The 14,339-nt window shown below is 52.5% G+C and carries 10 protein-coding genes; 4 read left to right on the forward strand and 6 right to left on the reverse strand.

Translation table 11 applies throughout. The features are described 5' to 3' along the window. Positions 1–28: 28 nt before the first annotated feature. A complete protein-coding gene (gene adhP, locus ACTHTS_RS02195) occupies positions 29–1,072 on the reverse strand; it encodes an alcohol dehydrogenase AdhP (protein WP_003681279.1) in 1,044 nt (347 codons plus the stop codon). Between the two features lie 340 nt (positions 1,073–1,412). Between adhP and ACTHTS_RS02200 the strand changes: the two genes are divergently transcribed. After that, complete coding sequence (locus tag ACTHTS_RS02200) at positions 1,413–2,891, forward strand: aldehyde dehydrogenase family protein (protein WP_070584307.1); 1,479 nt, start codon at positions 1,413–1,415, stop codon at positions 2,889–2,891. A 95-nt stretch (positions 2,892–2,986) separates the two neighbouring features. Here ACTHTS_RS02200 and ACTHTS_RS02205 read toward each other — a convergent pair whose 3' ends face one another. From ACTHTS_RS02205 to yjgA, 4 genes are all read right to left on the reverse strand, one after another. After that, the gene (locus ACTHTS_RS02205) at positions 2,987–3,922 is read right to left on the reverse strand and encodes a DMT family transporter (RefSeq protein WP_440369084.1); all 936 of its coding nucleotides are present in this window, start codon (positions 3,920–3,922) and stop codon (positions 2,987–2,989) included. Between the two features lie 18 nt (positions 3,923–3,940). Next, on the reverse strand, positions 3,941–5,641 hold the full coding sequence (gene recJ / locus ACTHTS_RS02210; RefSeq protein ID WP_440369085.1) for a single-stranded-DNA-specific exonuclease RecJ: 1,701 nt from the start codon (positions 5,639–5,641) through the stop codon (positions 3,941–3,943). A gap of 102 nt (positions 5,642–5,743) precedes the next feature. Next, positions 5,744–6,454: a hypothetical protein gene (locus ACTHTS_RS02215; RefSeq protein ID WP_440369086.1), complete on the reverse strand. Its 711-nt coding sequence runs from the start codon at positions 6,452–6,454 to the stop codon at positions 5,744–5,746. Between the two features lie 71 nt (positions 6,455–6,525). Beyond that, on the reverse strand, positions 6,526–7,059 hold the full coding sequence (gene yjgA / locus ACTHTS_RS02220) for a ribosome biogenesis factor YjgA (protein WP_440369087.1): 534 nt from the start codon (positions 7,057–7,059) through the stop codon (positions 6,526–6,528). 124 nt (positions 7,060–7,183) lie between these two features. Between yjgA and pmbA the strand changes: the two genes are divergently transcribed. From pmbA to ACTHTS_RS02235, 3 genes are all read left to right on the forward strand, one after another. Then, positions 7,184–8,515 carry a metalloprotease PmbA gene (pmbA, locus tag ACTHTS_RS02225; protein WP_128580838.1) on the forward strand — a complete coding sequence of 444 codons (1,332 nt, stop codon included), beginning with the start codon at positions 7,184–7,186 and terminating at the stop codon, positions 8,513–8,515. Between the two features lie 87 nt (positions 8,516–8,602). Further along, positions 8,603–9,772, forward strand: coding sequence for a glycosyltransferase (locus ACTHTS_RS02230; RefSeq protein ID WP_440369088.1), 1,170 nt, complete (start codon positions 8,603–8,605; stop codon positions 9,770–9,772). A gap of 154 nt (positions 9,773–9,926) precedes the next feature. Continuing rightward, positions 9,927–10,436 carry a cold-shock protein gene (locus tag ACTHTS_RS02235; protein ID WP_440369089.1) on the forward strand — a complete coding sequence of 170 codons (510 nt, stop codon included), beginning with the start codon at positions 9,927–9,929 and terminating at the stop codon, positions 10,434–10,436. Between the two features lie 93 nt (positions 10,437–10,529). Here ACTHTS_RS02235 and smc read toward each other — a convergent pair whose 3' ends face one another. Further along, a complete protein-coding gene (smc, locus tag ACTHTS_RS02240; protein ID WP_440369090.1) occupies positions 10,530–14,015 on the reverse strand; it encodes a chromosome segregation protein SMC in 3,486 nt (1,161 codons plus the stop codon). Positions 14,016–14,339: the final 324 nt, after the last annotated feature.

Consider the following 14,339-nt stretch of genomic DNA (forward strand, 5'->3'; position numbering starts at 1 on the left):
ACGGCCTTTTTGTCACGGAATCATTTGATTAGTGATGAATGCAGCTGCACTCTTTGTTCATATCAATCACCATACGGCCGGTAATTTTACCTTCGCGCATTTCTTGGAAGATGGCAGGCGCTTCATCCAAAGCACGCAATTCGACTTTAGGCACAACCAAACCTTCTGCACCGAATTGGAATGCTTCTTCCAAATCTTTGCGGGTACCGACCAGAGAACCGACCACTTCGATGCCGTCCAATACCAAGCGTGGGATAGACAAGTCCATAGACTCAGGTGGCAAGCCGACTGCAACGACACGGCCGCCTGCGCGGACGCAGTTAACACCTGAATTGAAAGCAGCAGCGGATACGGCTGTTACAACGGCTGCGTGTGCGCCACCGGTTTTCTCTTGGATGACTTGAGCCGCATCTTCTTTGGCAGCATTGATTACCAAATCCGCACCGGTTTCTTTGGCAAAAGCCAGTTTGTCGTCATTAACATCAATGGCAACAACGTGCGCGCCAAACACTTTTTTCGCGTATTGAACCGCCAAGTTGCCCAAACCGCCTGCGCCGTAAATCGCAATCCATTGGCCCGGACGGACGCCGGAAACTTTAATGGCTTTATAAGTAGTTACGCCGGCACAAGTGATACTGGAAGCTTGCGCAGGATCCAAGCCTTCAGGAACTTTGACCGCATAATCGGCACTCACGATACAGTGGGTCGCCATGCCGCCGTCGGCAGTATAGCCTGCGTTCAATACAGAGCGGCACAAGGTTTCGCGGCCGGTATTACAGTATTCGCAAGAACCGCAGCTTTGGAACAGCCATGCGATGCTGACACGGTCGCCGACTTTCAGATTTTTCACACCGTCGGCAACTTCTTTAACCAAACCGATGCCTTCGTGTCCCAATACGCGACCCGGTTTGTCGCCGTAATCGCCTGCCGCAACGTGCAAGTCGGTGTGGCACACGCCGCAATACTCGACTTCCACCAACGCCTCACCGTATTCCAGCGGACGCAGTTCGCGTTCAACAACTTCTACATCACCTGCTACATCTTTATTTACTACCACAGCATGCATTTTCATGAGAGAGTCTCCTAGGGTGTTGAAAAACTGTTTAGCTATGAATGAGAATACTCCCCATACCCTAAGCCGTCAACCCATAATCTTTTTCAAAACAACGAGTTATGATGTTATACCATAACAAATCCTATTCAGGTCGCCTGAATCTTTAAATATATTAACAAATGCACTTTCATTTCAATCAAATCCTTAATTTTTCAGACGGCCTGCTACATGAAACAACATTGCAAATGTAAATTTTAAGAACATTCTCATTTTTAGTACTTGAACTTAAAAAGAAAAAAGCATAAGCTGCTTTCATGGTGTTGAACCACCTATTCCCATTCATTAAGGAGACAGCATTATGGCAAAAGATTTAAATGTGTTTGATAAAGAATATGGTCTTTTAATCAACGGCGAATGGACGAAAGGTAGCGAAGGCAAACTTTTATCCTCTTACAACCCTGCCAATGGCGATGAGTTGGCCAAGTTCACAGACGCAACCGATGCTGATGTCGATGCTGCCGTAGCCGCTGCACAAGAAGCATTCAAAACATGGCGCAAAACCACGACTGCCGAACGCGCGGCCATTTTGAACAAAATCGCCGATGTGATTGATGAAAACGCCGAATTGTTTGCCCTGCAAGAAACCTTGGACAACGGCAAACCGATCCGCGAAACCCGTGCCGCCGACGTGCCTTTGGCTTCCGACCATTTCCGCTATTTCGCCAGCGTGATCCGCGGCGAAGAAGGCACTGCGACCCAGCTTGACGCCGAAGACCTGTCCATCGTTTTGCGCGAACCGATCGGCGTTGTCGGCCAAATCATTCCTTGGAACTTCCCATTCTTGATGGCCGCATGGAAAATCGCTCCGGCATTGGCCGCAGGTTGTACCATCGTCATCCACCCTTCTTCCAGCACTTCATTGAGCCTGTTGTCCCTCGCTCAAAAAATCAACCACTTGCTGCCTAAAGGCGTGTTGAACGTGATTACCGGCCGCGGTTCTAAATCCGGCGAATACATGCTGCACCACAAAGGCTTCAACAAACTGGCCTTTACCGGCTCAACCGAAGTCGGCCGCCGCGTCGGCATCGCCGCCGCCGAATTGCTGATTCCGTCCACTTTGGAATTGGGCGGCAAATCTGCCAACATCTTCTTCGACGATATGCCTTTCGACAAAGCACTCGAAGGCGCGCAAAAAGGTATTTTGTTCAACCAAGGCCAAGTGTGCTGCGCCGGTTCGCGCATTTTTGTACAAGAAGGCATTTACGACAAATTCGTCAATGCTTTGGCTGAAGAATTCAAAAAAATCAAAGTCGGCCTACCTTGGGAAGACGACACCCAAATGGGTTCTCAAGTCAATGCCGGTCAACTCGAGACCATTTTGAAATACGTCAAAATCGGCGAACAAGAAGGCTGCCGCATCATTACCGGCGGTAAAAAAATCGAAGGCGAATTGGGCAAAGGCGAATTTGTCGAACCTACTTTGATTGAGGCCAGCAACGAAGCCCGTGTTTCCCAAGAAGAAATCTTCGGCCCGGTTGCCACCGTGATTAAATTCAAAACCGAAGAAGAAGTCATCAAAATGGCCAACGACAGCGAATACGGCTTGGGCGGCGCAGTGTGGAGTACCGACATCAACCGCTGCCTGCGCGTTTCCAACGCATTGGAAACCGGCCGCGTTTGGGTAAACTGCTACAACCGCCTGCCTGCCGGCGCGCCGTTTGGCGGCTACAAAACTTCGGGTATCGGCCGCGAGACCCACAAAATGATGCTCGCCGCCTACACCCAAGTGAAAAACATCTACATCAGCACCCGTGAAGAACGCGAAGGCTTCTATTGATTTGCCGTTTCACATTAATCTGATTTAGAAAATATAAAGGCCGTCTGAAACCTGTTTCAGACGGCCTTGTTTTATTCTGTTTTGCAATAAATGCTTCATATCTTTCTCAAAAAAAGCCCCATCACTTTCTCTCCGGCCACAGCCAGCAATGCTCCGGTCACAACCACCATGGCACCCACATAGCTGACAATATTCATATCCGAAGCGGCAAAATAATCGGGGGTGAGATGATGGCCGATGGTGGAAAATATCATGGTGAATACAGGAATCAGCGTGGTGACGATACTGACTTTTGAAGCGTCCCAATGGTTGAGCGCTTCGCCGAATGAACCGTAGCCGATCAGCGTGTTCAGGCAGCAATAGATAAAGCAGCTCCATAAAAACAGATTACTGATATGGGCGATTTGCGACGGTTCGGCAAACGGCAGGAAAACAAAGCTGCTGCAAAAATAAATCATCAACAGGATTTGTTGAGAATTGAAATGTTTGGACAAGAGTTTTTGCGCCACACCGTAGCACACCCAAATCATGCTGCCCGAAGCCGCCATCATCACGCCGACCGCATAGCCGCCCAAGCTGAAAAATTCGCCGAATTTGTCGTTGAAAAACATGACCAAACCCGTCAACAAAAGCATCAAGCCGATTTTTTGCCAGTGCGTAAAGGCTTCTTTAAACACGCCTACGCCGACCAAAATCATGGTAAAGGGCGAGAGCTGCCACAACACCTGCGTGGTTGTCGGAGAAATATAGTGCAAACCCATGGCAACAAGAACGAAGTTGGCAGAAATGCCGATAATGCCCAACACCAATAAAAACAAGGTTTGCTTAGAAAATTCCGACGGCCTCGGCAGCTTGCCGGTCAAACCCAACAGCACAAACAACACCAGCGAAGCCACTAAAAAGCGTATCCACACCAGCGTGGGCGCATCGACGGCTTTTAAGGCCTGTTGGGCGATAACCGGCAGCGAGCCCCAAGTCATGGTGGCAAGCAGCGCCAATGAAAAGCCGAGCCAAGGTTTTTGTTTCTTCATTTTTCAGATGGCCTTTGTTTACGCGGCTTCCCAGTAGTCGATATAAAGCTGTAATTCGAGATTATTCCGCCATTCGTTGGCAACGGGGCGGTACACCGTGCGGATGTATTTGGGAATGTCTTCGCTGCAACGCCAAAACATGGCTTCAAATTCATAGCCGTCTTTTTGCAGCCAGACTTTTTTGTGTTTACCCTCCGCGCCCAAAGGCTGCTGGCGGACAACATGAAATTCGTCGGTAAAACTCGGTGGCGCGAAACCCTGCCCCCAAACGTGTTTAGCAAGGTTTTGCGCCTGTTCCAGCGTAATGTCGCGTGCAGGCAGGCTGCCGTCAGTAATATAGGTTTGCGACAAATCGTCTTCGCACACCATCTCGCGCACGGCTTCTTCAAAGGCCGTCTGAAATGAGGGGATATTGTGTTCAAGTATGCTCAAACCCGCCGCCATCGCGTGTCCGCCGAATTTCAAAATCAAATCGGGATGGCGTTTGGACACCAAGTCCAAAGCATCGCGCAGGTGCAGATTGGGAATGGAGCGTCCCGAACCGCGCACTTCGCCGTTGTCGGCAGGCGCAAACACGATGGTCGGACGATAAAAACGGTCTTTGAGGCGGCTGGCAACGATGCCGACCACGCCTTGATGGAAATCGTCGCGATACGCCACCAACGTCGTCTGACCTGAAGGCAGGGTTTCGGGAAAATCATTCAGCGCGTCTTGCAGCATAGACTGCTCGATTTCACGGCGCTCGATATTGAGGTTGTTTAACTGGGCCGCCAGTTCCTGCGCCTCGGCATCATCTCGTGCCAACAGACAGGCAATACCGACCGACATATCGTCCAGCCGTCCGGCCGCATTGATGCGCGGCCCCAACGCAAAACCCATATCAAATGGCTGCGCTTTGCGCCAGTCGCGCCGCGCTACTTCAAACAAGGCGCGGATGCCGGGTCGCATCTTGCCCAAACGCATCCGTTTCAAACCTTGAGACACGAGGATACGGTTGTTGTGGTCTAGAGTGACGACGTCAGCGACGGTACCGAGTGCAACCAAATCCAAGAGGTCGCCCAAATTCGGCTCTTTCAGGCCGTCTGAAAAATAATTGCGGCGGCGCAGTTCGGCACGCAAAGCCATCAATACATAAAAAATCACGCCCACGCCCGCCAAGCTTTTGCTTTGGAAACCGCAGCCTTTTTGGTTTGGATTGACGATGATGCAGTCGGGCACGGTCTCGGCAGGCAGATGGTGGTCGGTCACAATCACATCCAAGCCCAAATCCTGCGCACGCGCCACGCCTGCAATGCTGGCAATACCGTTATCCACCGTCACCAATAAATCCACACCTTGCTCGGCAGCGATTTCGGCCAATTCGGGCGTTAAGCCGTAGCCGTGTTCAAAGCGGTTGGGCACAAGGAAATCCACTTTCGCCCCCATCGCTGCCAAACCGCTCATACCGACGGAACACGCCGTCGCACCGTCGGCGTCATAGTCGGCGACAATCAGGATTTTTTCCTGACGCTCAATCGCATCCGCCAAACGTCCGGCGGCGGCTTCGCAGTTTGTCAGCGTTTGATACGGCAAAAGCGCTGCAAGCTTGTCGTCCAACTCGGCCGGACTTTGCACATCACGCGCAGCACACAGCCGCGCAATCAAAGGATCGGTACCGGCAGTGAGCAAGTCGTTGAAAACAGTCGGATTAATGGAACGTGTTTGGATTTTGACGGACATGGTGTGTGGGGTTTAAAGAAAGAAGATTAATCTTTTTGAAGCGTTTATTTTAAGGTGGAGGCCGTCTGAAACCTGCAATCCGTTTTCAGACGGCCTTGGATATTATTTGCGTGAAGCATCGATAATTTCACTGACTACGACATAGGGGATTGCTATCACTGCGCCGACTGCGTCCAAAGCCAATGTAAATGGCGTTTGCAGGATATTCTCCGTCAACTTCTGAACGTCAGTGCTTTTTTTGGTTTCCGTATAATAAATTCTGACCGGGACGGCAGTGTCAAAACGGCGGTCTTCGGCAACATTTTTCGGCGTCGCATAATAATGACCTTCGGTAGAAATACACCGCGTGTAGACAGTTTTGTCATCGAGCTCAACCGGCTTAAACGCCAACTGTTTCAACTTGGCAATCTCGGCAACTTTTTGAGTATCGTAACGCAGGCAGAATTTTGAGCGGAAAGTTTGCGCTTCAGGGGATTTCAATTCGACCGGCAAAGCCTTATACGCATATCTTGGGTTTTGCTGAACCATTTGAAACTGTTTATCCAATTTAACATCTAAGACCGCCTTCAACTTGGCCGAATCTTTAGGATTAACGACAAACCAATATTTTTTGCCCATCATGACCAGGCTGCCTGTTTCCAGTTGCGTATTGTCTTTGGCAACCACGCCAAATGCTTGAATATTGTCTTTGGCAACGGTTTTTTCGGTTGTGGTTTTATGGAACGGGTTGTTCTCTCCCCAAAGAAAGACAGTACAACCATTCAGGGTTAGTGCACTAATTAACAAGGCAGGTACAAAGCGGCGAAATTTCATGGTCATCCTCCTTCGATATTACGATACAGGCCGTCTGAAAACCGCAATCCGTTTTCAGACGGCCTTAAGGTTTATTCTTCCCAATCCTGCCCTTCTTCTGAAGCGTCGGATTGACCGGCCTCCATCACTGCTTTAATTTCTTGGAACAGCGCGCGGAAGTTTTTAGGCGGCTTGTTTTGTTCCTGCTCTTTTTTGGTGTTGCGGATCAAGGTGCGTAATTTACCGGCGTCGGCTTGCGGAAAATCGGCCATAAATTGGGTAATCGCGCCATCGTCTACCAACAGTCGGGTACGCGCCTGCTCGACGCGTTGCAAAAAGGCATTGTGCGCCGTATTGTCGCCGCGCAGTTTGGCCAAATAGGCTTCGATGGGTGCGGGGTCGGTATCGCGCATCAGGCGGCCGATAAATTGAGCTTGGCGTTTGAGCGCGCTGTTGGACGTGATTTTTTTATAGGTAACGATGGCCTCGAACAGCTCTTCGTCCAAGCCGATTTTTTTCAACGTATCGCTGGAGAGTTTGGTCAATTCCATACCCAAAGCCTGCAAATCGTTCATCTGCTTTTTCATTTGGGTTTTGCTGACCCATTCGTCTTCTTGTTCAAACATTGTGTTTCCCTGATTTTCTGAATCTGCCTATTTTATCAGTTTTCAGACGGCCTTTCCGTGCGATTTTTGCAGAGGCCGTCTGAAACGGTTAAAATGCCGCAAAACCCTGTCAGGAAACCTTTTTATGCTGTTTAACCACACACCGGACGAGCTGTTGCGCTTGTGCGGACACACGCTGGATTTGGCCAAACAATCCGGCGCTACCTCGGCCGAAGCCGATTTCAGCGAGTCGCTCGGTCAAAGCGTCAGCGTGCGCTTGGGCGAAATCGAACAAATCGAGTTCCAACAAGACAAATCTTTAGACATTACGGTCTATGTCGGCCAACGCAAAGGCCGTGCCAGCACTGCCGACTTCTCCGAACGCGCACTGCAAGATACGGTCAAAGCTGCCATCGATATTGCACGCTATACCGCCGAAGACGATTGCGCCGGCCTTGCTGATGCTGCCCTAATGGCAACCCATATCGGCGACCTCGACCGCTACCACGAATGGGATTTGAGTACCGAATCCGCCATTGATTTGGCCAAGCAATGCGAACAGGCCGCTCTGTCAACGGACAAACGCATTGAAAATTCCGAAGGCGCATCGGTTCATACCGGCCATTACCAATATGTTTACGGCAACACCCACGGCTTTGCGGCACACCAGCAAAGCACGCACCACAGCATTTCTTGCAGCGTGGTTGCCAGCGACGAACACGGCATGCAGCGCGACTATTGGTATGATTCTTCCTGCCGTCACGAAGACATGGACGCGCCCGAACTCATCGGCCAAACTGCAGCCGAACGGACTTTACGCCGTCTGAACAGCCGCAGCGTTCCGACCGGCAGCTATCCTGTACTGTTTGACACCACTGTCGCCGTCGGTTTAATCGGCCACCTTATCGGCGCACTCAGCGGCGGTGCGCTTTACCGTCAAAGCAGCTTCCTGATTGACAGCATCGGCAAACAAGTGCTTCCCGAATTTCTCAGCCTTCGCGAAGAACCGCATATCCTGCGCTCGTTTCGCAGCACTTATTTCGATGCCGAGGGCGTGTCCACGCAGCCGCGTTTTGTAGTGAAAGACGGCATAGTCGAAGGCTATTTCCTCAGCAGTTATAGCGCGAAAAAACTCGGTATGCAGACAACGGGCAATGCCGGCGGCGCGCACAATCTGTATCTGAACCACACCCACGCCACGCAGGCCGACCTGTTGAAAGAAATGGGAACAGGTTTGCTGGTTACCGAATTGATGGGACAAGGTGTCAACGGCATTACCGGCGACTACTCGCGCGGCGCGGCCGGTTTTTGGGTGGAAAACGGCGTCATTGCCTATCCGGTTCAGGAAATCACCATTGCCGGTCGTTTGCAGGATATGTACCGCGACATCACCGGCGTGGCAGACGACGCATTACGCCGTTCGTCCAACCAAATCGGCTCCATCTTGGTTTCCAAAATGACGGTTGCCGGCAACTGATTGAACTAAATATACAAAAGGCCGTCTGAAAGATATCTTTTCTTTTCAGACGGCCTCGCCGTTACCTACTTCCATAAAAAACACATCATGCATATTGTCGTTATCCCCTCTTGGTATCCTTCTTCCGAAACCGACGTGGACGGAATCTTTTTCCGCCTCCAAGCCCAAGCCCTGCAACGCGAAGGCATGAAAATCGGCATGGTCGTACCCATGTTCCGCTATTTGAGAAGCCAGCCGAAAACCATCTTCTCGCGCTTCTACGGCCTGCGCCGCCATCAGCAAGGCGGACTCAATACTTACGCCTACGACAGCATGTATTTCTTCCCGCGCTGCCCTGTTGTCGATATCGACCGCATCCGCTGGGTCAACGCAGGCATGAAAGCTTTTGAAGCCTATATCGCAGACAACGGTAAACCCGACGTAATTCACGCCCATTGCGTCAACTATGCCGCCATTTTGGCCTGCGCCATCTTCAAAAAATACGGCATTCCCTATGTGATTACCGAACACAGCAGCGCCATTTCACGCGGCCTTGTCCGCAAAAACCAATGGCCGTCCATGCACGAAGCCGTGCGCCACAGCGCGGCCCGGTTCGCCGTCAGCCGTGATTTCTGCCATATTCTCGAAAAAACCTACGCCGGTACAGACTGGCAATACCTGCCCAATATGCTAGGCGGCAATTTTGAACAGGATTTCGAGTTCCCCGAAAAAAACAATCAAGACTTCACCTTCTGCAGCGTCTCCCATCTGCGCCACCTCAAAGGCCACGACCTGCTCCTGCCTGCTTTTGCCGAAGCACTCAAAACCTATCCGCAGCTCAAACTCAAAATCGGCGGTAGCGGCGCAGAAGAAGGCCGTCTGAAACAACTGGCAAGCGACTTAGGCATCAACCACGCCGTTACCTTTACCGGCGCATTAACCACCGACCAAACCCTAGACCTCATGCGCCACAGCAACGCATTCGTCCTCGCCAGCCGTACCGAGACCTTCGGCGTCGTCTATATCGAAGCACTGTCGCAAGGTTTGCCCGTTATCGCCACACGTTGCGGCGGCCCCGAATCCATCGTCACTTCCAACAACGGCCTGCTGGTACCAATCGAAAACATACCGGAGCTGACCAAAGCATTGCTCACCCTCTACGAAAACCATGCACAATACGATCCCGTCCGCTTGCGCCAAGATTGCCTGCAACAATTCGGCAGCCGTGCCATTGCACAACACCTGATCGATACCTTCCAAAAAGTGCTTAATAAGTAGGCATAAACCATACAGGCCGTCTGAAATCCTTCAGACGGCCTGCCTGCTTCCAACAAGACAAATCTAGTGTAAAATTAAGACAATAACTAAACTTTTTGATTTAAAATCAGTCCAAGGAAAAATTGTTACCTATAATAATATCCCCACATACATTATGCGCTATTACGGAACGATTACTCGCTGGAACAGCAAGCGCGGCTTCGGCGCCGCTACCATAGAAGACACAGGCCAAGAAATCTTTCTTGCCCTTGCCGCCTTCACCACCCTTACCCGCCTTCCGGCCGAAGGGCAACACATCTCCTTCAACATCACAGAAGGCCGACGCGGCCGCAAAGAAGCCGAAAACGTCTGCTTCGCCCTCGATTGCGCCGACTGCTTCGATGTCCTCGTCCCTCCCCCTGAAAAACCCCTTGCCGGCAAACAGGCCATCATCGGCCTGATCGCCGTTATCTTCGTCTGCAGCATTTTCGCCGCCTTGTGGTACGGCCTCCACTTTTCCGACAACACACCGGAAGAGCCGGCCGTCAAAAAACAAGAAACCATGGTTCACGAAGTAGCCGCCAAAATCGAAGCCGAACGCAAAGCATGGCGCGATGCCGTCAATGGCAGCAACCAACGCTCGGGGCAGCCCCAACGAGCCAAAGATGATGCGTCAAAACAATAACGCTTTATCCAATACAAAAAGGCCGTCTGAAAAAATAGGAAGATGAAATTATAGATTTCTTCCTCATTCTTTCAGACGGCCTTTGTTCTTGCCTCAATTCTGCTCCGCCATTTCCAACGCTTGTTTGATGTCCACGGCGACGACGCGCGAGACGCCTTTTTCCTGCATGGTTACGCCGACGAGCTGCTCTGCCATTTCCATGGTCAGGCGGTTGTGGGAGATGTAGAGGAACTGGGTTTGCGCCGACATTTCTTTGACCAGGTTGCAGAAACGCGAGGTGTTGGTGTCGTCCAGCGGAGCGTCGACTTCGTCCAAAAGGCAGAAGGGGGCGGGGTTGAGGCTGAACAGGGCGAACACGAGGCTCATGGCGGTGAGGGCTTTTTCGCCGCCAGAGAGCAGGTGGATGGTGCTGTTTTTCTTGCCGGGCGGACGCGCCATGATGGACACGCCGGCGGTCAGGAGGTCGTCGCCTATCATTTTGAGGGTGGCTTCGCCGCCGCCGAACAGGGTCGGGAAGAAGGTTTGGACTTTTCCGTTGACGGCGTCGAAGGTTTCTTTGAAACGCGCTTTGGTTTTGTCGTCGATTTGGGCGATGGCTTCTTCCAAAAGGGTGATGGCGGCCTGCACGTCTTCGCTCTGGCTGCGGTAGTAGCCGTCGCGTTCGCGCGCTTCTTCGAGTTCTTGCAGGGCGGCGAGGTTGACGGCACCGAGGGCTTCAATTTGCTGGGTGAGGCTGCCGATGCTGCTGTTCAATACTTTCGGCGATTCTTTCGCCAACGCTTCGAGCGCGTCCAGATCGGCGGCGCGTTCGGTCAGATTTTGATGGTAGCGTTTGGCGTTAATCAGGGCTTCCTGCTGCTGCAACAGGGCAGTTTGGGTGGCGGCCTGAAGCTGCGGCAGCTTGGTTTGCAGGGCTTGCACTTTAGCGTATTGCTCCCTGCCCTGCTCCTGAATCTGCGCGAGTTTGTCCTGCACGACGATGTATTCTTCGTCCAGCGTGTGTACGGCTTCGGTCAGCTCGTCGAGCTTGATGTGCTGCTCGTCGTTTTGGAACTCGGTTTCATAGGCGAGGGCAAGCTCTTGCTGGCGTTCCTGCCAGTCGAGGGTTTGCTGCTCAAGCCGGGCGATTTGCTGCTGGTAGTTTTGTTTTTGTTGGTTGAGCTTGTGAACGGTGACTTCAGCCAATCCGTATTGGCGGTTGGCTTCCAACAGGGCAAGCTGCGCCTGTTTCAGACGGCCTTGCTGTTCTTGGCGGCTGTGTGCGGCGGTTTGCTGTTGGTGTTCGAGTTCGGCGGCGGCTTCCTGCAAAGTAGCGATGTCGTCTGCGAGGCCGTCTGAAGTATGTTTCAACACGGTCTGCTCTTCCGCCAACTGCGCCAGTTCACGCTCAATGTGTTCACGGCGGATTTGCCCTTGGTTGGTGCGCGCCAGAAGTTCGGCGGCGCGTTGCTGCGCTTGGCTGTATTGGCGCGTGTGCTGCTGTTGCTGCTGCATCAGGTTTTTGTGCTGCACTTCGGACGAGCGCACGGCGGCTTCCGCCTGTTTGAACGCGGCTTCGGCGGTGGAGAGTTCGGGGGCTAGGTTTTCCAGTTCGGATGCGATGCCGTCGAGGCGCGCTTTTTGGGCAATCAGGCTTTCCTGCGCGGGTTTGGCATAGAGCAGGACGCTGGCTTTATCGACCTGATGGCCTTCGGGCGTAAGCCAGATTTGGTGTACACCCAAATCGCTTTGATGCGCGAGGGCGTAATTCAAATTGGGGGCGCACAATACGCCGTCGAGCCAGTGATGCAATGCCGTCTGAAACGGCGGCTGCGCTTGGATTTGGTTCAGCAATGCCTGTACGGGTAGGGATTTTTTGATGCCGCCGGAGAGGTCGTCTGAAAGCCATGCTGCCTGCCCTTGCGGCAAAGGCGCGGGGGGCACGAAGCCGTGCGGCACGGCGCGGGCGTGCAGGCGTTCGGCAAGGATGACGGACAAGGCGTGCTGCCACTCGGCGGGCGCGGTGATGTGTTGCCACAGTTGCGGCGCGGCGGCGTGGTCGGTTGCCTGCCAGAAGTCGGCGGCTTCCTGCTGTTGCGACAGGATTTGCGACAACGCCTGCTGCTGCGCCTGCAAGGTAATGTGTTGCTGCTTCAGGCTTTGGAAGCGGTTTGAGGCCGTCTGAAACGCCTCGCGGGCGGCGTGTAAGGCTTCTTCGGCGGCGATGATTTGTTCTTCGTAATACTCTTGCTGGCTTTGCAACAAAGCGGCGGCTTCCTGCACGGCGGCGGTTTCGGCCTCATCGGGCAGATTCAGGGCTTGGTTTTCCTGCTTCAGACGGCCTTTGCGCTCTTCGTGCTTGGCAACGGTTTGTTCAGCATGGGCAAGCTGCTGCTGCTTCAACGCCAGTTCGCGGCGGATGCGGTTTGCCTCGTCCTGCTGGGTTTGGAAGGCGGCGTTAAGCGTGGCTTGGGCTTCTTCCAATTCGGGTAGACGCTCTTCGTGTTCAGCAACCTGCATCGCCCATTCCGCCAATTCGGTTTGCTTTTCTTCGACGTATAACTCGTTTTCTTCCAGCTTGACGCGGATTTGCTGCTGTTCTTGATGGATGCGCTGCAACTGCGCCTGCGCCGCCTGCTTGTCGCGCTCGATGCGTTGGTGCAGGTTTTGCTGATGGCGGATTTGCTCTTCCAAACGGGCAATCTGCTCGCGCAACACGCCGCGTTTGTTGCTCAATTCGTGTACCGCCTGTTGCTGCGACTGTTCGGCGGTCTGCAAGGCGTGTACTTCGTCATTTAACGCCTGAACCTGCGCGGCGGTTTCGTCCTGCTGCGCCTGCAAAGACTGATGCTGCGCGGTCGCTTTGTCGGCGGCGGCAAGCGATTGCTGCCATTGGGCGTAATCGAGCAAATCCTGTTGCTGGTTCAGCTGTGCGGTCAGGGATTTGTAGCGTTCGGCGGTTTCGGCTTGTTTTTCCAGCTTTTCCACCTGACGCGCCAATTCGTTCTGCAAATCGCCCAAACGCTGCAAATGCTCGCGCGTGTCTTTCAGACGGCCTTCCGTCTCCTTGCGGCGTTCCTTATATTTGGACACGCCCGCCGCCTCTTCTATATAGGCGCGCAACTCCTCCGGCCGCGCTTCGATGATGCGCGAAATCATCCCCTGCTCGATAACGGCATAACCGCGCGCACCCACGCCTGTACCCAAAAACAAATCGGTAATGTCACGGCGGCGCACGGTCTGATTGTTGATGAAATAAGTCGATTCGCCCTGCCGCGTCAGCTGCCGCTTGATGCTCACCTCGGCATACTGCCCCCACGCCCCCTGCAAACTGTGGTCGCTGTTGTCAAACACCAGCTCCACCGAAGCCCTCGGCGCAGGACGGCGCGTCGCCGCACCGTTAAAAATCACGTCCTGCATACTCTCGCCGCGAAGCTGCTTCGCCGAAGCCTCGCCCAATACCCAGCGTACCGCGTCAATCACATTCGACTTGCCGCAGCCGTTCGGCCCGATGACCGCAACAAGCTGCCCCGGCACATGAATCGTGGTCGGGTCGGTAAAAGATTTGAAGCCGGAGAGTTTGATGTGGGTAAGGCGCATGAGATAAGGACGGGAAAAAAATAAAGTGGGATTTTATACTAAAACAGTAGAAGAAACCGACAATTCAATCATGGAAGTATTATGCCTGTAAAACGAAATTACGCTCTAGCTTACGAAGTGCATGCTTAGTACGCTTTGCATTTTGATTTTTGCATCTTGAGTTTATTTAATGCATAAATATTATATTCTTATTTTATTAATGAGAGATATAAAGATGGAAATTTAAAAATCAAAAATGAAAAAACCTGAGTCCAGTTTTCACTGGATTCAGGTTTTAATGTCATCTGGAAAGATATAGTTTGAAGATTATCTGCGTAGAACGTC

This window comes from Neisseria sp. P0019.S003 (assembly GCF_051957115.1).
Lineage (GTDB): Bacteria > Pseudomonadota > Gammaproteobacteria > Burkholderiales > Neisseriaceae > Neisseria > Neisseria flavescens_D.

What these genes read in the sequence shown, in the direction of transcription:
- ACTHTS_RS02230 (WP_440369088.1), top strand. Translation starts at nt 8,603, where the DNA reads ATGCATATTGTCGTTATCCCCTCTTGGTATCCTTCTTCCGAAACCGAC.
- ACTHTS_RS02235 (WP_440369089.1), top strand. Translation starts at nt 9,927, where the DNA reads ATGCGCTATTACGGAACGATTACTCGCTGGAACAGCAAGCGCGGCTTC.
- smc (WP_440369090.1), bottom strand. Translation starts at nt 14,015, where the DNA reads ATGCGCCTTACCCACATCAAACTCTCCGGCTTCAAATCTTTTACCGAC.
- ACTHTS_RS02200 (WP_070584307.1), top strand. Translation starts at nt 1,413, where the DNA reads ATGGCAAAAGATTTAAATGTGTTTGATAAAGAATATGGTCTTTTAATC.
- adhP (WP_003681279.1), bottom strand. Translation starts at nt 1,072, where the DNA reads ATGAAAATGCATGCTGTGGTAGTAAATAAAGATGTAGCAGGTGATGTA.
- pmbA (WP_128580838.1), top strand. Translation starts at nt 7,184, where the DNA reads ATGCTGTTTAACCACACACCGGACGAGCTGTTGCGCTTGTGCGGACAC.
- recJ (WP_440369085.1), bottom strand. Translation starts at nt 5,641, where the DNA reads ATGTCCGTCAAAATCCAAACACGTTCCATTAATCCGACTGTTTTCAAC.
- ACTHTS_RS02215 (WP_440369086.1), bottom strand. Translation starts at nt 6,454, where the DNA reads ATGAAATTTCGCCGCTTTGTACCTGCCTTGTTAATTAGTGCACTAACC.
- ACTHTS_RS02205 (WP_440369084.1), bottom strand. Translation starts at nt 3,922, where the DNA reads ATGAAGAAACAAAAACCTTGGCTCGGCTTTTCATTGGCGCTGCTTGCC.
- yjgA (WP_440369087.1), bottom strand. Translation starts at nt 7,059, where the DNA reads ATGTTTGAACAAGAAGACGAATGGGTCAGCAAAACCCAAATGAAAAAG.